Source organism: Pseudoalteromonas sp. DY56-GL79, from assembly GCF_041414765.1.
Classification (GTDB): domain Bacteria; phylum Pseudomonadota; class Gammaproteobacteria; order Enterobacterales; family Alteromonadaceae; genus Pseudoalteromonas; species Pseudoalteromonas piscicida.
Genome location: NZ_JANHZS010000034.1, coordinates 1 through 21,791, shown reverse-complemented (window position 1 = coordinate 21,791; position 21,791 = coordinate 1). Strand labels below are relative to the sequence as shown.

Genomic DNA, 21,791 nt, shown 5'->3' with positions numbered 1-21,791 from the left:
CGTCTTCTCAGCTTTTGCATATGACAAAAAGTCGCTACCATGGGGCATCAAACCAACCAAGGAATCATCATGAAAATCAAACCTCTGGGCACGCCCTTTTCGGCAACTGCTTGCAAAGTATTACTCTGCGGTGGCGGTGAGTTAGGAAAGGAAGTCGTTATCGAATTTAAGCGCTTAGGTGCTGAAGTGGTTGTCTTAGATCGCTACGACAATGCGCCAGCGATGCAAGTGGCAGATCGCAGCTATACCTTGTCTATGTTGGATGGTGAAAAACTCAAAGCGATTATTGAACAAGAGCAACCTGATTATATCGTGCCGGAAATCGAAGCCATTGCGACGGATAAGTTGGTGGAATTAGAGGCTGAAGGTTACACGGTGGTGCCAACCGCTAAAGCGACTCAACTGACCATGAACCGTGAAGGGATCCGCCGTCTTGCCGCTGAAACGCTTGGGCTTGCTACTTCACCCTATCAGTTTGTTGACACCTTGGCAGACTTTAATGCTGCTGTCGCGCGTATCGGTATGCCATGTGTGGTTAAGCCTATCATGAGCTCGTCAGGTAAAGGGCAAAGTGTGATTAAAAGTGCCGCGGATATCGAAGCGGCTTGGCACTATGCTCAAGAAGGTGGGCGTGCAGGTCAGGGCAGAGTGATTGTGGAAGGTTTTGTTGATTTTGACTACGAAATTACGCTGCTAACCGTACGCCATATCGATGGTACGAGTTTTTGTGAGCCAATTGGACATGTGCAACAAGACGGTGATTATCAGCAAAGCTGGCAGCCGCAGCAGATGTCAGCACTCGCGCTAGAGCGCAGCAAAGCGATGGCTGAAAAAGTCACGGCAGCACTGGGCGGTCGGGGTCTGTTTGGCGTTGAACTCTTTATTAAGGGTGATGAAGTTTACTTCAGCGAAGTCTCACCAAGGCCACATGATACCGGTATGGTCACGCTTATCTCGCAAGATTTAAGTGAGTTTGCGCTGCATGCTCGGGCAATTTTAGGTTTGCCTATTCCCACTATTCATTTCAATGGGCCATCAGCATCTAGCGTGATCCTTGTCGAAGGGGAATCAACACAATTACAGTTCAACAATCTTGCACAGGCGCTTGCAGAGCCACTAACGGATATTCGTTTGTTTGGTAAACCAGAGGTGAGTGGCAAGCGCAGAATGGGTGTGGCGTTAGCGCGCTCAGACTCGGCTGAAAGTGCTGTCGAGAAAGCCAAGCAAGTGGTTGCACAAGTAGGAATTACGTTATGAACGCAAACACCCGCGTACTTGACCCATTAGTATTGGGGTTTTGGCGGCTATTAGATTGGCAAATTACGCCGCAAGAAAACTTACGCTTTTTAAAGCAAGCGATTGAGCTTGGAATACGCGATACTGATCATGCTGATATTTACGGTGAGTATCAGTGTGAGGCGGAGTTTGGCAAAGCCTTAGCGCTTGAGCCCAGTATTCGAGAGCACATTCGGATCATCACTAAATGTGGCATTAAGCCCGCATTTCCGAGCTTGGGATTAGCAGGAAAGGCGAACCACTATGATTCGAGTAAAGCGCATATCATTGCCCAAGCGCAGCAGTCACTAAAGCATTTCGGCACGGATAGGCTAGATGTGCTGTTGATCCATCGCCCGGATTATCTGATGGATGCTGATGAAGTTGCCGATGCGTTTCATACCCTCAAACAAAACGGCGATGTGCTGCATTTTGGGGTCTCGAACTTTACACCCAGCCAGCTTGGTTTATTGCAATCGAGACTCGATTTCGCTTTAGTGACCAACCAAATTGAGTTTTCACCTTATGAGATGAAAGCGCTTGACGATGGCACGCTTGATCAGTGCCAACAACTAGGCATGAATCCTATGCTGTGGTCGCCGCTGGCAGGGGGCAGAATATTCTCCAGTGAAGATGAAAAAGCCAAACGCCTGCGTGCGGTGCTACAGCAAGTGGGTGAAGAGATTGGTAGCACTGAAATTGATCAAGTGATCTACGCATGGCTTGCCATGCATCCATCGAAACCTGCCACTGTGCTTGGAACGGGAAATATTACTCGAGTTGCCAGCGCGTTTGCTGCACAGTCACTTAGCATGAGTCGCGAGCAGTGGTATCGCATTTGGTCGGCGTCTACCGGGCATAGCGTACCATAAATCAGCGCCTTAAGAATTATTGAGGATAGACTGTACGATTAAGCAAGTACAGCTATACTCAAATGCCGCTGTTGATAGAGGGTAGAACAGTAAACGTTGGAAAATAGGTGTTGGCGATAAAGTTGACAGATCGTTAATTAATCTCACCAACACCGGATCGTTGATGTGAATACACATTCTGAAAAATGCTTAAAACTTTTTGAAAGTGAATTCATTGCTGTTAGGACTAAAACTTTTTATTAAAAACAGTAGTAACCCGAATCCCAGGTTAGTCTGTTAATGTCAATTTGCTGGGATCATCGGTTGCAATGTATAGCCCTTTAAAAATCGTTTCTCCATACTCGTTTGTTTGTTTGCTCTGAAATGAATAGTTTTTATCGAACTCAGACATATTGCTGAGCACATCAGTATTGCTATCAGAACTGACCACAAGCTCTAACATACAAACTCTTGCTGCACATTTGAATGTTTCATCTAGTATATGAACTGCTTCTAACCGTGCTTGTATAAAAGTTTGAAGTTTCGCTTCACGGTCATTTGCTAAATCTGAGTACTCGACAAGGCTCATCTGTTTGAGTATTTCATTGGTATCAGCCCTAAAGAAAGATTCTAAGCGAGACCGATAAAGACTTTCTTGCTGTGTGTTATTATTGATAAATTGCGCATTGAAATTGACTAGACTTAGTGGTTGGGCTGCGCGTTCCGTGATATTTTCTTGAACTGCTACTTCTGTTTGTGTAGCTGAATCAAGGGGATCATTTTTAATCTTATTTTCTTGAGTACTGGAGACTGCTATTTTTGTACTGGATACACTTGGTGAATAGTTTAGGCAGGGTGCTATTTCAGTATTTTGGCTAATTGACGTCATGGGGGAGTTTGTCTCAGAGCTCAAGACATAAACACCTGCACTGATAGCAATAGCAAGAGACAATACTAAGGTTAATTTTACTTTCATCATAATCCTTATATGCCATATAGCAGCGCTATATGGGATAGTTTTAGTCTATATTCATTGGAGGATTTAAAACACACTGAATTTGGCCACCACCTGAACACGAGAAGCTGATAGAGCCATCAGAGCCATGATCAACTGTCATGACCCTGACTTGCAATGACACGACATTGCAAGTGCACTATGGGCAAACGTTAATGCGAGAGTCACAAAAGCGGTAGCTATTAATGATTTCATTTAATTAATATCCTTTTTCCTAAAATGGGGTCTGAATGTTATCGCTTGTTTTTTTAAGTGTAAACTTTTTGTTTTCTTCACTGCTGAACAGCTTATTCGCGCTTCACTTATCTTAAGTCTTTATTAGGTGTGGTTAGAATTTAGTTCAATCGAGCAAAAGGATTAAGTTCCTGTTTTGATTTATAAAACAAGCTGCTGAGTACTGAGGGAGACGGTGAAAGCCTTGCTTGGAAACTTTTGAATTACTAATAATATAAAGTATAAAAAAGGGCCTTTCGGCCCCACGTGTTGCAGCAAGTAAAAAATAAGGTGATGCGGCTGTCACAGGACCGCTCACCTTTGGTCATCACAGATTAAAATCTAATCCATAACTTACGTATGCTTTTATATCATCGCCACCGTCTAAGTCGGTTTTTACTAATCCAAAGGTAAAGCCTTGCGTAGATAAACTCACCCCGTAATCCATATAAGCGTCGTCTTCACCTGTCCACTCAAGCACTGTGTCTCCGCTGGAGCGACCAATATGTAGAGTTAATTCACTGTCTTTAAAAATGGGGAAGCTGGCCGACACTTCGGCATATAGCATGTCTTCTTCTGTGCTTGAGTCGCTTTGCGCTGTGGCTAGGTGGCTGAGTTTAAACGTAAAGTATTGCCAGCCAAGCGCGGCGTAAATCTCGCCAAAATCAATATCTCCACTGGCATCGGGATAGGCGTAGTGGATATAACCAAAATCAAAACTCATGCCCTTGATTTCGCCAGCGTAACCTGCGTAGAGATCCATTTCGTAACTAGCGGAGTCGCCAAAGTCGATGTTAGAGACCCAAGTGCCCGCATAAAACCCTGACTCATTGCTATAATCCAAGCCGCCAGACACCGCTGCACCGTCATCAGTCTGGGTGATACCACGCCAGTAATAATTTGAGCTTGCCGCAATATTTGCTGTTACTTCCGCCTGAGCAGAGACACAAAAGCACGCAGTCAGGCCGCCGAGTAGCATAAGTAAAGGTTTGTTTTTCATTCTGTTTTCCCCATTGAGCGCAGAGTTATTATTCGGTTGTTGTCATTGCATTTTCTGCAAAGAGTAAGTGCAAGGGGGAGGCCAATGTCAGGAAATAGCGGAGAATTTATTCTATGTTATTAAAAATATAGGAATTTAATTTCTAAGTTTCGAAAATAGGACAGAGTGATTTGCATAAATGTTGCACATAGCTGGTGCAAAGTACCACAGCTTGCACGATATTAATGCAAGCTATGGATTGCGCTAGCCGTTATTGAAGTTTAGGTTAGTTATCCAAAGATGGTGCGCATTAGGCTGATGGTTTCATCAACACTGCGGCCTTTTTCCACTTCAGCGACTATCGAGTCACGTTTGGTGCGAATATGCTTTGGAATAGACTCATCCGCGAGTGCGCGGTCGACTAACACTTCTGCTGACTCTTTACCGCGGCGTACTGTTTTTTTGCCACCACTGGTGCCGCTGCGCTGAGGTTTATGCAGTAGCTTAAAGTAATTGGAGTTAGTGGCGGTATCTTTATCCGCGTAATAAAACAGGCATGGTAGCAGCGCTTTAATTTCAGCAAGTTGCGTTTCAAACTCATCCACAGGAGCGGCCATCGTATACCATGGCATTGCTTTAATGGTGCTGACGACATCGGTCCAGTAACGCTCAAAATCGCGATTGTTAAGTTTAGCAACACCAAGCGCTTGGCATAAAGCGTCAAGCTTGCTCGAGGTTATTGGCGTGAACACATCAGGGCGACGCATTGCTAATAGGCGAGTGGCAGGTGCAAGCGTTGGCTTTTCCTCGCTGCCAGCAAAGGCACTTAAATACCCGACCATAAATGATTGGTAATGCTCGAGCGTCACGTCACCTTCTGCCGGGATTGCGGCTAGCGCTTCATCAAAAGCACCCGGAAGGTCGTCTAATAACTGGTGAAAGCCTTTTGCACTTTTGGTGGAGGCAAACCACTCTACGTCAAACTGATACACGCTGGTATCTAAATTTGCAGCATGCTTACCGCTAAAGGCAAGGCGATCTTCTTTGATCATGTCTTTAAGTGGAGTACTGCGCATTGGTTTAAGGTATTCAATCAGTTTTAATTGCTCATCTAGTGCAATCACTTCTTTGTGACTGGCAATAAATGCGGCCACCATAGGCCAAGGCGCAATGCGTAACGTTTTGAGTTGTAAAAAGCTAATCGCTGCGATGAGCAGATCTTGTAGCTTTTTCACTGTGGGTAATTGATGGTCATCCAGTAAATCAAAATTGATACGATTTTTCGCCACATCAAGCAGTTCATAACACCAACCAAGAAAATCTTCAGGGTGATTTTCCACCTTAACCGCCATCAGATTAAGGCTGATCTCTGTGGCCTGTTTGAGGATATTTTGATAAATCTGACTTTCTTGTTCGCCCAAGGCCATGTTTGACGGTGATATGAGCAGTTTCTTCATGCGGGTTAGATACTCCAAGTTTGATTAATAAACCAACCAGTAAAATATAGCTAATGACGCTAAAAACTGGCAAGGGCGAGGATCATACCGATTAGTCAAAAGGTTGCAATCGCTCAGTACAAATTATTTGCCTTTATTCATGGTATATTCGACTACAGCCGTTATCATAAAGAGAACCAAGCCTTACGAAGGAAAAGCAATGAACCGGCTAGTTAAAATCGTAGGCGCCATTGTCGCGCTTATTATTATTCTTGTTATCGCAGCCCCGTTTTTAATCCCCAAACAGGCAATTATTGACCAAGTCACGTCACAGGTTGAGTCAGTGACAGGTAGAAAACTGTCGATCGATGGCGACTCTGACATCGGTATTTTCCCAACGCTACACATTGAGCTAAACCAAGTGCGATTTGCCAACATGGCAACGGGCAGTCGCCCAGATATGTTTGCCATGGAGCAACTTGCCGTGCATATTCCGTGGTTAAGTGCGCTGTCTGGTGAAGCTAAGCTTGAGCGCTTTGTGATCAATAATCCTAAAATTATTCTAGAAACCGACAAACAAGGTAATGCTAACTGGCAGTTGCTACCCACCAGTGCAGAAAACGCGCCAACGGCGCAAACCAGTTCACAAGGTAATATGCAGTTACCGGAAGGCTTAGATGTTAGCCTTGGCGAAGTGGCGATTTATGGTGGCTCGGTGACTTACCTTGATGGTGTGACAGGCGCTGAATATCAGGTAACTGATTTAGACATTAGCGTGATGCTATCGTCACTGTACCAACCACTAGAAGTCGACGGTAAGCTGACTTTTCAAGGTCAAACTTTTAACCTAGTTACTACACTCGATAATCCAGCAAAGGCGGTAGAAGGTGAAACCTTTAATGTTGAACAACAAGTAAAATCAGCGCTGTTCAACCTTGACTATAAAGGTGAAATTGCAGAGCAAGGTAAAACCATTCGCGGTCAATTAGCCTTGACTGGCGACTCGGTAAAAGCGCTAGCTAAGTGGCAGGGCGTTGACCTAAAAGCCAAAGAAAATGCGTTCAACGACTTTGGCCTAAACGCTAAAATGACGATGCAAGGGCAAGTCTTTACTCTCAATGCCTTAGAAGCGACCTTGGACGAATTGGTAATAAAAGGTCAAAGCAAAGTCACCCTCTCAGGTAAGCCTGATATTACCGCGAGTGTTGACCTTGGCATGTTAGATCTTAACCCTTATTTGCCAGAACCTGTGGAAAAACCACAAACGCAACCTGAATCAGAAGGCGCACCAGCACAGCCTATCGTGTGGGATGACACTGCAATTGATTTGTCAGCACTTAATAGCCTCAATGCGAATGTGAAGATCACCTCAACAGGGCTACGTGCGAGAGAAATTAAGCTTGGCGAAAACCAAATCAGCTTAGTACTTAACTCAGGTAAGGCGACACTGAGCCTAGATAAATTCCAAGCCTATGAAGGTCAGGGTAAAGGTAAGGTTGTTGTAAATGCGGCAACAAAACCTTATGGCATCAGTACTGACTTTGCGTTAACGGCAATTAATGCCGAGCCACTACTGACTGATGCCATTGGCTTTGACAAAGTATTGGGTAAAGGTAGTCTTAATTGGACGTTAAACACACAAGGCGTTAGTCAAAAGCAATTTGTGAATGCTCTAGGTGGTAAATTAGGTTTTGAGTTCAAAGATGGTGGCGTAAAAGGCGCAAACCTTGCTGAGATGATCCGTAAGGGCAAAGAGATGCTCAAAGGCGATTTCTCTTCGGTATCGCAAGGACTCAATGCCAATTTCGATCCGGATCAAAAAACCGACTTCTCAGCCATGACTGGCACCTTTGTCTTTACCAAAGGCGTAGGTCAAAACGATGACTTCTCGTTGGCAAGCCCGTTACTACGAGTGACAGGCAAGGGCACCGTTGATTTACCACAAACTTTAGTTGATTACCGTGTGGTGACTGGAATTGTTGATACCATTGAGGGGCAAGCCAGTAGCGATGACAGTACCGGTTTTAAAATTCCGGTGCGGATCAAAGGTCCATTCCACAAAGTTGAAACTAGCCTAGACCTAAAAGAAGCGGCAAAAGACAAAGCCAAAGACAAGGTTAAGGATAAGGTAAAAGACAAACTTAAAGGTTTGTTTGGTGGATAGATCTTTATGACGTTTCAATAAACAGCTCATCTGTTTGTTTTAAATCAATTTCAGCTTAACAAGGGCTTGCCGATGGCAGCCCTTGTTCTATATTTGTCCGAGTTAATTATCTATATGTAGTTATAGAGAGCTTATAACTGTCTTACGCCTATAAGCTGTAACCAACTGTAATAGAATTATTGCTATTCATATGCTTAGATATATGCAAATAGCTCTACAAACAAACGAAGGATAAAAGAATGAGTACACCTACTTTACTCGAACTCGAATACACGGTGACACCAAAAGCTGAGGGTAACTGGATATTTTCAAATGACGATGAGCCAGTCAAGCTTAAATTAGCCGAGGGTGACATTGCTGTTCTAACCTATAAGATCGAGCCTGATACAGCTGGCTGGAGCTTTGCTGAAAATGGTACTTTTTTTACTGAGGCGCAAGACAATTTCAATTATAACCTTAAAAGCAAATTAAAAGATGAGTTTACGGTTGAGGTGAAGATTGAAGCATTGAATGTTGCGAATACGCTAAGTGAAGATGATATCGAAGCGCTTTCAGCTAACCCTGATGCGAGAGTTGTTACACTCGTAGAGAATAACAACTCGAAAATTGAGTTCAGACTTGTTGCTCAATATGATTCCGCAAATGGTGCTGTGCGTTATTTCTCTCAAGATCCAACGATTGTTATCGAAGATACAGAGCCAAACTAAAACTCTAATTCAGAGCGCTACAGCGCTCTGAATAGTTGTGCTTCTCCAGCAGGTTATGGAACTCAACTATTCCGCACAACGGATCAAACCACTTCAAATTAAAAAACTGTACTGCCCAGCCTGAATCCAAGCTAGCTTCTATTTGTATAATTGCTGAACTCTCATCCCCAATTAAGGTCATGATAAGGGCGCTTACAAAAGGCAGCTCATATAACTCTGGAGCTTCTAATTCTACGAGTTGAATCAATTTTAGCGCCTCAATACTATAACCGAGATGCGCCAGAGCCTGGGCTTTTATTAACTTATCAATTGGTTTATTTGGGGTGTCTAAAAGTTCTATCACTTTCATGTAGGTGAGATCTGCATTTTTGTTAGCTAGAGCTAAGGCATCAGCATAGTTGAGTACAATATCAGCTCTTCGCTCATTTATCTGATATGCCTTAGTTGCGTAATCTAGGGATAAGTCTTGTTCCTTTATTAAACTCAAGGCCGTGCTCAAGTTTGTTAAATAGTTTGCGTTATTACTATCAGATTTTACTAGCGTCTCGTAGAGTTCAATTGACCTATTAAGATTACCTGTGATTAGTGAAATATCTGCGGTAATTTTGATGAGCTGATGATCTTTTTGAGTTATTGATAGTGCTTTATCTGCGAAATGAAGGGCTTCAGTGAAGCTTCCAGATATAGCATGTATTTTCACTAGGTTCCTTAGCACAACCAAGGTAGGTTTGAGCTGATATGCTTTATTAAATGCTGTTTTCGCTTGGTCATAGCGGCCTAATTTTTGATATATGCTACCTTTTAGGTTTAGTAATTCATATGAGTTACTATTGCCACCTTCGTAGCTGCTCAACAGTTTCTCAATATCATCCTTCTTGTTTAGCAACAGAAGTAGCGAGGTTCTATTTGCTAGGTAGTCTAAAGTCTTTTTATATTCTTTAGGGCTTGAATCTAAGACTTCTTGCAACTCATTTATAATCTTCATTTCTAAAGTTCGATTGTATAATCTGAGGCTACCTTTGGTATAAGTTGTGTAGAGGGAAAAGTGCTTAGGGTATGTTCTAATGAATTCCCTAAGTTGATCGATTAATTTGATATTGACAGAGTTTTCTTGATGTAATTGTTCTATCAGGGCTGAATATGCCTTATTAAAATTGTCGTCTATTAATTGCTCTGAGGTATCAGTGGTTTTGAGCGCTTTGGATAACGTTTGCGAGACCGAAATAAACGTTGCAGAAATTTGCGTATTTATCACAGTGATCCGCTCTGAAAACTCAACGACTTTCCCCGATTTGCCTATCAATTCTAGTTGGATGGTACAGCTGTAGTTATTACATTCACCTGTTGGAATGAATAACTTATCTATTTGTAAAGACCTAGAAATATCAGATGGTTTCGCTGTTTGGCCTAAAGACGCGAGCGTTTGCTCTACTTCTTTCTTTGACACAGGTTCATAGTCTTTACTGGTAATGAGAAACTGATAGATGGCGTCTTCAACTGCTTGCTTTACTATCTGTTTGTGTGAGTTTGGTATACCACCTTGTCCAATAAACTCTATCGGTAGCGCTGCAATATAAACCTTGGGTTTGGTTTCCTGCCAATACCAGTATCCACCTACGGCTAGGCACACTAAAAAGGTGAAAAGTGCTGCAATACCTAGTTGCTTTTTACGTGCTTTGGCTTTCTCTCTGGCTCTATCTCGTAGTTCGATTTGTTCAAGCGACAGAGTCGCTTCGCTATTATCGTAGCTAAAGGCGTGTAAAATTTGCTTTAGCTGCTGACTGACTTCATTGGTGCTACTTGGGCGAGCGTTTTTGTCGTATTGCAATAAGCGATCAATAAGCTGTGCCAGTGCAGGGGGGATATCTAAAATACGTTTAGCACTGGCTTTTAATGGCTGGAACTTGATCTGTTCAGCAATAGACTTGTCACTGCCATCGTCAGCTTGTTCGAAGTAAGGGTGATGTCCTGCTAACAGTTGATAAGCAATTATTCCAAATGAGAATAAGTCACTGCGGCTGTCTAGTGTTTCATCACGAAGTTGCTCTGGTGACATTGCTGTGAGGCTACCGTAACTGGTATGTGGACGAGAGGCTTGGTTGTCTTCTAATTGTGAAATACCAAAATCGGCAATTTTGGCTATGCTCTGTTCATTAACCAGTATATTGCCAGGTTTTAAGTCTAAATGAAGAATATTCTGGCTATGAGCTGAGGCCAGGCCATCGGCAATATGGCTTAATAGTTCGACTTTTTGCTCAGTAGTTAATATGTGTGTTTTTGTGTAGTGCTGTAGAGTTGCACCTTGCACATACTCCATTTCCAAAGCCATTTGGCCATCGCTTTCAAAGACATCATAAATTTGTACTATGTTTGGATGGTTAAAACGCGCTAACAGGCGGGCTTCGTTGAGTGCATCTGATTGCGTGTGCTGAGTTAGTGATATCACCTTTACCGCCACTCGGCGGCCTAATTTTTTGTCGGTAGCAAGGTACACTTTGCTCATTCCGCCTTCGGCGAGCAAGATCACGTCCTGATAGTATTCTTCTAACTTCAACACAGCGCTGTCTTTCTCTTTAGTTATTGGGGTTAGTGTATCGCTAAAAATATTAAATTAGTACCATTTGCGTTGGACTTAGTCGCAAATAACAAGTTGAAAATTTAACACTTTGTCATACTCACAGCCTCATATAGGTTATAAGGATAAATAACAATAAGGAAAAGCAAATGGCAAAGTTATCTTCTAATTTAGTTTCTCACTTCAGATTGGCTGCCATGATGGTAAGCGCTCTGTTCGTGAATACGTCTAGTATAGCGGCTGATAGCAACCAAATCTTTAGTTACCCCAATAACGCTCGTAACGCAATAAGCCTTACGTTTGATGATGCAAGGCCAAGCCAAGTTGATGTGGGAGTGCCGCTACTCAATCGCCATAAGGTGAAAGGCACATTTTATGTTATGCCACCACAGGTGAAGGAAAAGCTCGCATTGTGGCAAGCCGCGGTGAAGCAGGGGCATGAAATAGGTAATCACACCAGCGAACATTTATGTACGGGCAACTTTGCATGGCTAAGGGAAAAGGACAAAGGGCTGGAACAGGTTGATTTGGCTTACATAGAACGCGATGTGGTAAGCACCACAAAATATATTGAAAAGCATTTGGGCGTAACCCCCAGAAGCTTTGCTTACCCTTGCGGTAATACCTTTGTTGGTCGCGGCGCTGAAGTTAAAAGTTATGTGCCGGTGATTGCGACGCATTTTGACAGTGGCCGCACGTGGTTAGATGAAACCGCTAATCACCCAACTTATACTGACTTTGCGCAACTCACAGGAGTGAGAATGGACGGTGTTAGTTTTGAAGAGCTAAAAGGATTACTGGAGCACCTTAGGGCAAATAACAGTTGGATAATTCTTGCTGGACATGAGGTGGGCGAAAAAGGCATGTACACCGTCGATACCAAAATGTTAGACCAGCTTATTCCTTACTTACAGGACCCGAAAAATGGTTATTGGTTAGACACCGTAAGCAATGTGGGTGATTACATCAAAAGCAAAAGAGAGCCGTAGGTCGAGATTTATCTCGACTTCACTTTTTCTAAGATCTTCTCGTCGCTCTATATGGTTGTTTGCTCAAAGCTTGAGCTTGTTTGTGAGAAAAGGGTGATAAATTCTTGTTCACAGCCTACTAAGCGATATGCCTAAACAATAATCAAAATAAAATTTCCGCTGTAAACTTTGTTTAATATTTGCGCAAGTGGTTGAATTCTCGATTGCTTGCCGCCATATCCTCAAACTATAATCGGTACGTCATGTTAACGCGTTAAATTAATTAAAAATTGAACTATCTTTGATGCGACATTGCTGATACAATTGCCCGCCCTTGAAAGACATAATCACAGTTTTTTGAGTGGAATTTAACCTAAATGCCTTGATTTTGAACGAAATCTAGGCGAGTTGTAACTACACCGGAGGTCATTAAGATGATCCAAATGCAAACTCAGCTGGACGTTGCTGATAACAGCGGCGCTCGCAAAGTGCAGTGTATAAAAGTCCTTGGTGGTTCGCACCGTCGCTACGCAGCGGTTGGCGACATCATTAAAGTTTCTGTTAAAGAAGCGATTCCTCGCGGCAAAGTGAAGAAAGGTGATGTTAAAAACGCAGTAGTAGTGCGTACTAAAAAAGGCGTACGTCGTCCAGACGGCTCTTTAATCCGTTTCGATAGCAATGCGGCTGTTATCTTAAATGATAACTTACAGCCTATTGGTACTCGTATCTTCGGCCCTGTGACTCGTGAACTTCGTACTGAAAAGTTCATGAAGATCGTTTCACTAGCACCAGAAGTACTATAAGGAGTCGATCATGGCAGCAAAAATCCGTCGTGATGACGAAGTAATCGTACTAGCCGGTAAAGACAAAGGTAAGCGCGGTAAAGTGCTTTCAGTTGTTACTGAAACTGGCCGAGTATTTGTTGAAGGCGTTAACATCATCAAGAAACACCAGAAGCCTGTACCACAACTACAGCAAGCTGGCGGTGTTGTTGAGAAAGAAGCGTCAGTCGACGTATCAAACGTAGCGATTTTCAATGCCGAAACTGGCAAAGCGGATCGTGTAGGTTTTAGATTTGAAGACGGTAAAAAAGTCCGTTTCTTCAAGTCTACCGGTAAAACTATTTAATAGTTGGAGTAGACGATGGCGAAACTGCATGAAGTGTACAAAGACAAAGTGGTAAAAGAGCTTCAAGAGAAGTTCGGTTACAGCTCTGTCATGCAAGTCCCTCAGATCGAAAAGATCACACTTAACATGGGTGTGGGCGAAGCCCTAGCTGACAAGAAAATTCTAGAAAACGCAGTAGCAGACCTAGAATCAATCTCTGGTCAGAAGCCTCTAGTGACTAAAGCACGCAAATCAGTTGCTGGCTTTAAGATCCGTGAAGGTTACCCAATTGGCTGTAAAGTAACCCTACGCGGCGAGCGTATGTGGGATTTCCTAGAGCGTTTAGTCTCTATCGCGATGCCACGTATTCGTGACTTCCGCGGTGTTAGCGCAAAGTCTTTTGACGGTCGCGGTAACTACTCTATGGGCGTACGTGAACAAATCATCTTCCCAGAAATCGATTATGATAAAGTAGACCGCGTTCGCGGTATGGATATCACAATCACTACTTCTGCGAAAACAGATGACGAAGGCCGTGCGTTGTTAGAAGCGTTCAACTTCCCATTCAAAAAGTAAGGGTAGGGTTATGGCAAAGAATTCAATGAAAGCACGTGACGTAAAACGTGCTAAATTAGTTACTCAGTATGCTGAAAAGCGTGCTGCGTTAAAAGCTATCATCAGCGATGTTAATGCATCTGATGATGAGCGTTGGGATGCAGTGTTAAAGCTACAGTCTTTACCACGCGATTCTAGCCCTTCACGTCAACGTAATCGTTGTAACATCACGGGCCGCCCTCATGGTTACCTTCGCAAGTTCGGCTTAAGCCGTATTAAAGTTCGCGAAGCAGCGATGCGCGGTGAAATTCCTGGCCTTAAAAAGGCTAGCTGGTAATAGAATCACGGGAGTAAGACATGAGCTTGCAAGATCCAATTGCGGATTTGTTCACACGTATCCGTAACGGTCAGTCTGCGAAGAAGGTATCTGTTTCAATGCCAACTTCAAAGCTGAAAGTAGCTGTAGCTAAGGTACTTAAAGACGAAGGTTATATCACTGACTTCGCAGTATCTGGTGACGTAAAAGCAGAATTGACTATCGAACTTAAGTACTTCGAAGGCAAAGCTGTAATCGAAAACATCCAGCGTGTTAGCCGCCCTGGTCTACGTATCTATAAGAGACGTGACGAATTACCTAAGGTAATGGGTGGTCTAGGTATCGCTATCGTATCAACTTCTAAAGGCCTGATGACAGACCGCGCTGCGCGTACCGCTGGCGTTGGTGGTGAAATCATTGGCTTTGTAGCTTAATCGGAGGGGAACTATGTCTCGTATAGCGAAGGCTCCAATCAATGTTCCTGCCGGTGTTGAAGTTACAATTAACGGCCAGGACATCAAAGTTAAAGGCAAGAACGGTGAATTAACTCGCACAATCAACGATGCGGTTGAAGTTTCACTAAACGACAACGTTATCACTACAGCTCCTCGTGAAGTTGCTAATGCTTGGGCTCAAGCTGGTACTGCACGTGCGCTAATCAACAACATGATTGTTGGTGTTAACGATGGTTATGAGAAGAAACTACAGCTAGTAGGTGTTGGTTACCGTGCGGCAGTTAAGGGCAATTCATTAGATTTAACCCTTGGCTTTTCTCACCCAGTGAACTTCGAGATCCCAACAGGTATCACTATCGAAGCTCCAAGCCAGACTGAAATTGTTGTTAAAGGCGCAGACAAGCAGTTAGTTGGTCAAACAGCTGCTAACATCCGCTCATACCGTGAACCAGAGCCTTATAAAGGTAAAGGTGTACGTTACGCTGATGAGCACGTGCGTCGTAAAGAGGCTAAGAAGAAGTAAGGTAAGACGATGGATAAGAAAACAGCTCGTCTACGTCGTGCTAAGCGCACTCGTAGAAATATTATCGAACAAGGCACAACACGTCTTGTTATCCACCGCACGCCACGTCACATTTACGCTCAAGTAATCAATGCTGAGGGTAATGTACTGGCTGCTGCTTCTACTGTTGAAAAAGCAATTGTTGAAACAGTTAAAGGCACAGGCAACATCGAAGCGGCTCAAGCAGTTGGTAAAGCAATCGCTGAGCGCGTAGCTGACAAAGGCGTTGAAAAAATCGCTTTTGATCGCAGTGGCTTTAAATATCACGGCCGTGTGAAGGCGCTAGCTGATGCTGCGCGCGAAGCCGGTCTGCAATTCTAGGAGTAGACAATGGCTAACGTAGAAGCAAAAGCACAACAGCCTGAATTGGCTGAAAAGCTAATCGCGGTAAACCGTGTGTCTAAAGTGGTTAAAGGTGGTCGTATCTTTAGCTTCACTGCACTAACAGTAGTTGGTGATGGCGCTGGTAAAGTAGGTTTTGGTTATGGTAAAGCACGTGAAGTTCCTGCTGCTATTCAAAAAGCAATGGAAAAAGCACGTCGTAACATGATCACTGTTGAACTTAAAGGTAACACGCTACAGCACCCAATCAAGGGTCGCCACGCGGGTTCTAAAGTTTACATGCAGCCTGCATCTGAAGGTACAGGTATCATTGCAGGTGGTGCGATGCGTGCAGTACTAGAAGTAACTGGCGTACAGAACGTACTATCTAAAGCATACGGTTCAACTAACCCGATCAACATCGTTCGCGCAACTATCGCAGCTCTAGAGAATATGAATTCTCCAGAAGGTATTGCTGCGAAGCGTGGTCTTAGCGTTGACGAAATCTTGGGGTAAGACACCATGGCAAACACAGTAAAAGTAACTCAAGTACGTAGCTCAATCGGTCGTTTACCGAAGCATAAAGCTACATTACGTGGCCTTGGTTTACGTCGTATCAACCACACTGTTGAGCTAGAAGATACGCCAGCAGTTCGCGGTATGATCAACCAAGTTTCTTACATGGTTAAGGTTGAGGGGTAATTCGATGAACTTGAATACACTTTCACCTGCTGCAGGTTCAAAAACAGCTGGTAAGCGTCTTGGCCGTGGTATCGGTTCTGGTCTTGGTAAGACTGGTGGCCGTGGTCACAAAGGTCAAAAGTCACGCTCTGGCGGTAAAGTACGCGTTGGTTTCGAAGGCGGTCAAATGCCTATGCAACGTCGTCTACCTAAGTTTGGTTTCACTTCACGCAAGTCTCTTGTGTCTAAAGAAGTGAATCTATTCGAAATCGCTAAAGTTGAAGGCGATGTGGTAGATCTAAACGCGTTACAGGCAGCTGGTATCGTTAAAAAGAACATCCAGTTCGTAAAAGTTGTAAAATCTGGCGAAGTTTCACGCGCTGTTACCGTTAAAGGCATGAAAGTGTCTAAAGGTGCACGCGAAGCTATCGAAGCTGCCGGAGGCAAGGTAGAAGACTAAGGAAGTACGCTATGGCTAAACCAGGTCAAGATATGCAAAGTGCACAAAGTGGGCTTGCGGAACTGAAGCGCCGATTACTATTCGTATTGGGTGCTATCATTATTTACCGTCTGGGCTCTTTTGTGCCAATCCCTGGGATTGACGCCGCTGTACTTGCCGAATTCTTCGAGCAACAAAAGGGCACCATTGTTGAGATGTTCAACATGTTCAGCGGTGGTGCGCTTGAGCGTGCATCGGTATTGGCGCTAGGTATTATGCCGTACATCTCGGCTTCGATTATTATGCAGCTATTAACGCACATACATCCTGCGATGATAGAGCTTAAGAAAGAAGGTGAGCAAGGGCGTAAGAAAATCAGCCAGTATACGCGTTATGGTACGCTTGTGCTTGCTACATTCCAATCGATAGGTATCGCTACTGGTCTACCTAACATGATGGAAGGCCTAGTTGTGAATCCAGGCTTCGGCTTTTATTTCACAGCTGTAGTGAGCTTAGTCACAGGAACTATGTTCCTTATGTGGTTGGGCGAACAAATCACTGAGCGTGGTATCGGTAACGGTATCTCAGTTCTAATATTTGTTGGTATTGTAGCTAACCTGCCGTCTGCAATTGGTTCGACAGCAGAAATGGCGCGCCAAGGTGATCTGCATATTTTAGCATTGTTATTGATTGCGGTAATCGTATTCGCTGTAACTTATCTAGTTGTGTTCTTCGAGCGTGGTCAACGTCGTATCGTTGTAAACTATGCGAAGCGTCAACAAGGTCGTCAGGTATTTGCTGCTCAAAGCACGCACTTACCACTAAAAGTTAACATGGCGGGTGTTATTCCACCAATCTTTGCTAGCAGTATCATTTTGTTCCCTGGTACAATAGCAAGCTGGTTTGGCCAAGGTGAAGGTCCGGTCGCTGATGTGCTACAAGCTATCTCAGCAGTATTGACTCCAGGTCAACCACTGTATGCGATGGTATTAGCTGCGGCTATTATCTTCTTCTGCTTCTTCTACACTGCGTTGGTGTTTAACCCGCGTGAGACAGCAGATAACCTGAAAAAATCTGGCGCTTTTATTCCAGGCATTCGTCCAGGTGAGCAGACATCTAAATACATTGATAAAGTGATGACACGCCTGACATTGGCAGGTGCTTTGTATATAACCTTTATCTGTCTGGTGCCCGAGTTTATGACTATGGCATGGCAAACGCCATTCTACTTCGGCGGTACATCGATTCTGATTATCGTTGTTGTCATCATGGACTTTATGGCACAAGTACAGACTCATATGATGTCACATCAATATGATTCTGTGCTGAAAAAAGCGAACCTTAAAGGCTACGGCCGTTAAGGTCAGTTTACGGAGTTGAGTAATGAAAGTACGTGCTTCCGTTAAGAAAATTTGCCGTAACTGCAAAGTAATCAAGCGTGCAGGTGTTGTACGTGTGATCTGCAGTGAGCCAAAGCACAAGCAAAGGCAAGGCTAAGCAAATTAAGTCGTGCAGGCTGAGTAACTTTACTTAGCCTGTTTCTTTGGTAAAACTTGAATGTCGGTTGGGTATCCTATACGGGCTTTCCAGCAAGATGATAATCAAGTTTATTTATAGGAGATATGTTAGTGGCCCGTATCGCAGGCATTAACGTTCCTGATCATAAGCATGCTGTTATCGGTTTAACAAGCATCTATGGTGTAGGTAAAACTCGCGCTAAGGCGATCTTAGCTGCGACAGGTATCGCTGAAACTACTAAAATCGGCGAGTTAAATGACGAAACACTTGACATCCTTCGTGAAGAAGTTGGCAAGTACACTGTTGAAGGTGATCTTCGTCGTGAAGTTACACTAAACATCAAGCGTCTTATGGACCTTGGTTGTTTCCGTGGCTTACGTCACCGTCGTTCGCTACCACTACGTGGTCAGCGTACTAAGACTAACGCGCGTACTCGTAAGGGTCCTCGCAAGCCTATCAAGAAATAAGGTGGGGTAAGTTATGGCAAAAGCACCAATTCGTCGTAAAAAGGTCAAAAAGCAGGTTGTTGACGGCATGGCTCACGTTCATGCATCTTTCAACAACACGATTGTGACCATCACTGACCGTCAAGGTAATGCTCTTTCTTGGGCGACTGCGGGTGGTTCAGGTTTCCGTGGTTCTCGTAAGTCTACTCCATTCGCTGCACAGGTTGCTGCGGAGCGTGCAGGTGTTGCTGCACAAGAGTACGGTCTTAAGAACCTAGAAGTATTCATCAAAGGTCCAGGTCCAGGCCGTGAGTCTGCTGTTCGTGCATTGAATGCTGCTGGTTACCGTATCACTAACATCACTGACGTGACGCCAATTCCACACAATGGTTGTCGTCCACCGAAGAAACGTCGCGTATAACAATAGGTTAGGAGAAAGAACATGGCAAGATATTTGGGCCCTAAGCTCAAGCTGAGTCGTCGTGAAGGTACTGACCTGTTCCTTAAAAGCGGCGTAAGAGCAATTGACTCTAAGTGTAAACTAGAAACAGCACCTGGTCAGCACGGCGCACGTAAAGGTCGCCTATCTGATTACGGTTTACAGCTACGTGAAAAGCAAAAAGTTCGTCGTATCTACGGTGTACTAGAAAAGCAATTCCGTAACTACTACAAAGAAGCTGCTCGCCTTAAAGGTAACACAGGTGAAAACTTGTTACAGCTTCTAGAGCAACGTCTAGACAATGTTGTATATCGCATGGGTTTTGCGAGCACACGTGCTGAAGCGCGTCAGCTAGTAAGCCACAAAGCGGTTATGGTTAATGGTCGTGTTGTTAATATCCCTTCTTTCGTAGTTACTCCTGAAGATGTAGTAGTAATTCGCGAGAAGTCTAAAAAGCAAGCGCGTATCATCGCTGCTCTAGAGTTGGCTGAGCAACGTGAAAAGCCAACTTGGATTGAAGTTGACGGTAAGAAAATGGAAGGCACTTTCAAGCGTCTACCAGAGCGTTCTGATCTGTCTGCGGACATTAACGAACAACTAATCGTCGAACTTTACTCGAAGTAAAGTTAAGAGTTAAGAGAGGATAAAATGCAGGGTTCTGTAACCGAATTCCTAAAACCAAGATTAGTCGATATCGACGCTGTAAGCTCAACGCGTTCTAAAGTAGTTTTAGAGCCTCTAGAGCGTGGTTTTGGCCACACACTAGGTAATGCTCTACGTCGTATACTTCTTTCATCTATGCCTGGTTGTGCTGTGACAGAAGTTGAAATTGACGGCGTATTGCACGAGTACAGCGCGAAAGAAGGCGTACAAGAAGACATCATTGAAATTCTGTTAAACCTTAAAGGTCTAGCGGTATCTCTAGAAGGTAAAGATGAAGTTTTCCTTACCCTGACTAAGTCTGGTGTAGGCCCTGTGACTGCGGCTGATATCCAGCACGACGGAGATGTGACTATCGCCAACCCTGAGCATGTCATTTGTCACTTAACTGCTGACAATAGCGAAATCAGCATGCGCATTCGTGTTGAGCGTGGTCGCGGTTATGTACCGGCGTCTAGTCGTTTATCCTCTGATGACGATGAGCGCCCAATCGGCCGTTTGTTGCTAGATGCATCATTCAGCCCGGTTGAGCGTATTGCGTACTCGGTTGAGTCAGCTCGTGTTGAGCAGCGTACAGACTTAGATAAACTAATCATCGATATGGAAACGAACGGCACTTTAGATCCTGAAGAAGCGATCCGCCGTGCGTCAACTATCCTTGCTGAGCAATTAGATGCATTCGTAGACCTACGTGATGTTTCTGAGCCAGAAGAGAAAGAAGAGAAGCCGGAGTTTGATCCGATTCTACTTCGTCCAGTTGATGACTTAGAACTAACTGTACGTTCTGCAAACTGTCTGAAAGCCGAGCAAATTCAATATATCGGTGACTTAGTACAGCGTACTGAAGTTGAGCTTCTGAAAACACCAAACCTTGGTAAGAAGTCTCTAACTGAAATTAAAGACGTGCTAGCTTCACGTGGTCTATCTCTAGGTATGCGCCTAGAAAACTGGCCGCCTGCAAGTCTAGCTGAGTAATCTAAGTTACTATATTAGTTTAGTTAGAAGGATAGGGTCATGCGCCATCGTAAGAGTGGTCGTCAATTAAACCGTAACAGCAGCCATCGCAAAGCGATGTTTAGCAACATGGCTGGTTCTTTGGTGAAGCACGAAATCATCAAAACTACTTTGCCTAAAGCAAAAGAGCTGCGCCGTGTAATTGAACCTTTAATCACACTGGCTAAGACTGACAGCGTAGCAAACCGTCGTTTAGCGTTTGCTCGCACGCGTGATAAAGAAGTAGTTGGTAAATTGTTCACTGAGATCGGTCCTCGTTTCGCGGATCGTCCAGGTGGTTACACTCGTATTCTTAAGTGTGGCTTCCGTGCAGGTGACAACGCGCCAATGGCTTACATTGAACTACTAGATCGCCCAGCGACTGAAGAAGTTCAAGAAGACGCGCAGTCTGCAGAGTAATTAGTCTTATTAAAGACACAAAAAAAGCCGAGCATAGCTCGGCTTTTTCTTTTTCATAACCCGCACAGTACAACCTCTAGTCTTAGATTTAAACCACAGCTTATTGTAGTAAAGATGTAGATGAACATAAGCAAATAGATCCACACCATAATACTCAAACTCTACAAAATTAACCTCCCATCAAGCACTATCTAAGTTCAAGCTTTTGACTGGGCATATTTAAATGTGCAGATTAGCTAAAACTTGGTGAATAAACTCCTCTGGTTACGAGGGTCTCTTAGTTAACGATTATGGTGAGTGTGGATGAGCCAATCACGTAAACATCTAAGGAGAACCAGTGCTACGTATATAGAGGTGCTAGCGTGAGATAATGCGTTAACTGTATAAAGCAGCCATAAAATGACATTGTGAAAGTCCATTTAATCATCATTTAGTGCGGTTTATGGACGTTTCGCTTTATTTTTGCTCGAACAAACGTTTTTTCGCAACTTTCTTAAAAAAAAGAGTTGCACTAAAATTGGATCTCCCTATAATGCGACCCCACTGACACGGGGCGCTACGCTGAAAAGCAAAGCAGCAACAAGTTAGCGTCAAGTAAAACTTAAGTTCGAAACTTCTTCTAAAGAAATTCAAAATTAAGTGTTGACAAAAAATCGGGAATGCTTAGAATGCACATCCCTCGAAACAACGAAATGT

26 protein-coding genes are annotated in these 21,791 nt (G+C 43.8%); 22 read left to right on the top strand and 4 right to left on the bottom strand.

Features of this window, described 5'->3' with window-relative positions; all coding sequences use genetic code 11:
- The first annotated feature begins 69 nt into the window (after positions 1-69).
- A complete protein-coding gene (gene purT / locus NO992_RS20860; protein ID WP_017218380.1) occupies positions 70-1,257 on the top strand; it encodes a formate-dependent phosphoribosylglycinamide formyltransferase in 1,188 nt (395 codons plus the stop codon).
- On the top strand, positions 1,254-2,147 hold the full coding sequence (locus NO992_RS20855) for an aldo/keto reductase family oxidoreductase (RefSeq protein WP_371380279.1): 894 nt from the start codon (positions 1,254-1,256) through the stop codon (positions 2,145-2,147). Before purT ends, NO992_RS20855 begins: the two co-directional genes overlap by 4 nt.
- 268 nt (positions 2,148-2,415) lie before the next feature.
- Here the strand turns inward: NO992_RS20855 and NO992_RS20850 are convergent, their stop codons facing one another.
- From NO992_RS20850 to NO992_RS20840, 3 genes are all read right to left on the bottom strand, one after another.
- Positions 2,416-3,102 (bottom strand): hypothetical protein, encoded by a 687-nt coding sequence (locus NO992_RS20850; protein WP_371380277.1) that lies wholly within the window; start codon positions 3,100-3,102, stop codon positions 2,416-2,418.
- Between the two features lie 580 nt (positions 3,103-3,682).
- Positions 3,683-4,354 (bottom strand): TorF family putative porin, encoded by a 672-nt coding sequence (locus NO992_RS20845; protein ID WP_371380275.1) that lies wholly within the window; start codon positions 4,352-4,354, stop codon positions 3,683-3,685.
- A gap of 269 nt (positions 4,355-4,623) precedes the next feature.
- A complete protein-coding gene (locus NO992_RS20840; RefSeq protein WP_371380273.1) occupies positions 4,624-5,790 on the bottom strand; it encodes a hypothetical protein in 1,167 nt (388 codons plus the stop codon).
- A gap of 199 nt (positions 5,791-5,989) precedes the next feature.
- Here NO992_RS20840 and NO992_RS20835 point away from each other — a divergent pair, with 199 nt between their 5' ends.
- A complete protein-coding gene (locus NO992_RS20835; RefSeq protein ID WP_371380271.1) occupies positions 5,990-7,933 on the top strand; it encodes an AsmA family protein in 1,944 nt (647 codons plus the stop codon).
- Positions 7,934-8,172: 239 nt separating this feature from the next.
- Positions 8,173-8,640, top strand: coding sequence for a hypothetical protein (locus tag NO992_RS20830; protein ID WP_371380269.1), 468 nt, complete (start codon positions 8,173-8,175; stop codon positions 8,638-8,640).
- Between the two features lie 4 nt (positions 8,641-8,644).
- Here NO992_RS20830 and NO992_RS20825 read toward each other — a convergent pair whose 3' ends face one another.
- Positions 8,645-11,197: a protein kinase gene (locus NO992_RS20825; RefSeq protein ID WP_371380267.1), complete on the bottom strand. Its 2,553-nt coding sequence runs from the start codon at positions 11,195-11,197 to the stop codon at positions 8,645-8,647.
- Positions 11,198-11,364: 167 nt separating this feature from the next.
- On the opposite strand from NO992_RS20825, the gene NO992_RS20820 reads away from it, so the two are divergent.
- From NO992_RS20820 to rplQ, 18 genes are all read left to right on the top strand, one after another.
- The gene (locus NO992_RS20820) at positions 11,365-12,204 is read left to right on the top strand and encodes a polysaccharide deacetylase family protein (RefSeq protein WP_371380265.1); all 840 of its coding nucleotides are present in this window, start codon (positions 11,365-11,367) and stop codon (positions 12,202-12,204) included.
- A 413-nt stretch (positions 12,205-12,617) separates the two neighbouring features.
- Complete coding sequence (rplN, locus tag NO992_RS20815; protein ID WP_010378257.1) at positions 12,618-12,986, top strand: 50S ribosomal protein L14; 369 nt, start codon at positions 12,618-12,620, stop codon at positions 12,984-12,986.
- A 10-nt stretch (positions 12,987-12,996) separates the two neighbouring features.
- Positions 12,997-13,311 carry a 50S ribosomal protein L24 gene (gene rplX, locus NO992_RS20810; RefSeq protein ID WP_010378260.1) on the top strand — a complete coding sequence of 105 codons (315 nt, stop codon included), beginning with the start codon at positions 12,997-12,999 and terminating at the stop codon, positions 13,309-13,311.
- A gap of 15 nt (positions 13,312-13,326) precedes the next feature.
- Complete coding sequence (gene rplE, locus NO992_RS20805; RefSeq protein WP_010378262.1) at positions 13,327-13,866, top strand: 50S ribosomal protein L5; 540 nt, start codon at positions 13,327-13,329, stop codon at positions 13,864-13,866.
- A 10-nt stretch (positions 13,867-13,876) separates the two neighbouring features.
- Positions 13,877-14,182: a 30S ribosomal protein S14 gene (rpsN, locus tag NO992_RS20800; RefSeq protein WP_010378264.1), complete on the top strand. Its 306-nt coding sequence runs from the start codon at positions 13,877-13,879 to the stop codon at positions 14,180-14,182.
- A 20-nt stretch (positions 14,183-14,202) separates the two neighbouring features.
- Positions 14,203-14,595 carry a 30S ribosomal protein S8 gene (gene rpsH / locus NO992_RS20795; RefSeq protein ID WP_010378266.1) on the top strand — a complete coding sequence of 131 codons (393 nt, stop codon included), beginning with the start codon at positions 14,203-14,205 and terminating at the stop codon, positions 14,593-14,595.
- Between the two features lie 13 nt (positions 14,596-14,608).
- Complete coding sequence (gene rplF, locus NO992_RS20790; RefSeq protein ID WP_010378268.1) at positions 14,609-15,139, top strand: 50S ribosomal protein L6; 531 nt, start codon at positions 14,609-14,611, stop codon at positions 15,137-15,139.
- Positions 15,140-15,148: 9 nt separating this feature from the next.
- Entirely contained in the window at positions 15,149-15,499 is a 351-nt protein-coding gene (gene rplR, locus NO992_RS20785) for a 50S ribosomal protein L18 (RefSeq protein ID WP_010378271.1), read from the top strand.
- A gap of 9 nt (positions 15,500-15,508) precedes the next feature.
- The gene (gene rpsE / locus NO992_RS20780) at positions 15,509-16,015 is read left to right on the top strand and encodes a 30S ribosomal protein S5 (protein WP_010606806.1); all 507 of its coding nucleotides are present in this window, start codon (positions 15,509-15,511) and stop codon (positions 16,013-16,015) included.
- 6 nt (positions 16,016-16,021) lie between these two features.
- A complete protein-coding gene (gene rpmD, locus NO992_RS20775; protein WP_010378276.1) occupies positions 16,022-16,201 on the top strand; it encodes a 50S ribosomal protein L30 in 180 nt (59 codons plus the stop codon).
- Between the two features lie 4 nt (positions 16,202-16,205).
- On the top strand, positions 16,206-16,640 hold the full coding sequence (rplO, locus tag NO992_RS20770) for a 50S ribosomal protein L15 (protein WP_010378278.1): 435 nt from the start codon (positions 16,206-16,208) through the stop codon (positions 16,638-16,640).
- An 11-nt stretch (positions 16,641-16,651) separates the two neighbouring features.
- Positions 16,652-17,980 (top strand): preprotein translocase subunit SecY, encoded by a 1,329-nt coding sequence (secY, locus tag NO992_RS20765; RefSeq protein WP_010606805.1) that lies wholly within the window; start codon positions 16,652-16,654, stop codon positions 17,978-17,980.
- Between the two features lie 22 nt (positions 17,981-18,002).
- Positions 18,003-18,116: a 50S ribosomal protein L36 gene (gene rpmJ / locus NO992_RS20760; protein WP_002959476.1), complete on the top strand. Its 114-nt coding sequence runs from the start codon at positions 18,003-18,005 to the stop codon at positions 18,114-18,116.
- A gap of 131 nt (positions 18,117-18,247) precedes the next feature.
- Entirely contained in the window at positions 18,248-18,604 is a 357-nt protein-coding gene (gene rpsM, locus NO992_RS20755) for a 30S ribosomal protein S13 (RefSeq protein ID WP_010378282.1), read from the top strand.
- A 13-nt stretch (positions 18,605-18,617) separates the two neighbouring features.
- On the top strand, positions 18,618-19,004 hold the full coding sequence (rpsK, locus tag NO992_RS20750) for a 30S ribosomal protein S11 (protein ID WP_010378285.1): 387 nt from the start codon (positions 18,618-18,620) through the stop codon (positions 19,002-19,004).
- 21 nt (positions 19,005-19,025) lie between these two features.
- Positions 19,026-19,646 carry a 30S ribosomal protein S4 gene (gene rpsD, locus NO992_RS20745; protein WP_010378286.1) on the top strand — a complete coding sequence of 207 codons (621 nt, stop codon included), beginning with the start codon at positions 19,026-19,028 and terminating at the stop codon, positions 19,644-19,646.
- Between the two features lie 24 nt (positions 19,647-19,670).
- Positions 19,671-20,657 (top strand): DNA-directed RNA polymerase subunit alpha, encoded by a 987-nt coding sequence (gene rpoA / locus NO992_RS20740; protein ID WP_010378288.1) that lies wholly within the window; start codon positions 19,671-19,673, stop codon positions 20,655-20,657.
- 39 nt (positions 20,658-20,696) lie between these two features.
- A complete protein-coding gene (rplQ, locus tag NO992_RS20735) occupies positions 20,697-21,095 on the top strand; it encodes a 50S ribosomal protein L17 (RefSeq protein WP_010378290.1) in 399 nt (132 codons plus the stop codon).
- Positions 21,096-21,791 lie beyond the last annotated feature (696 nt).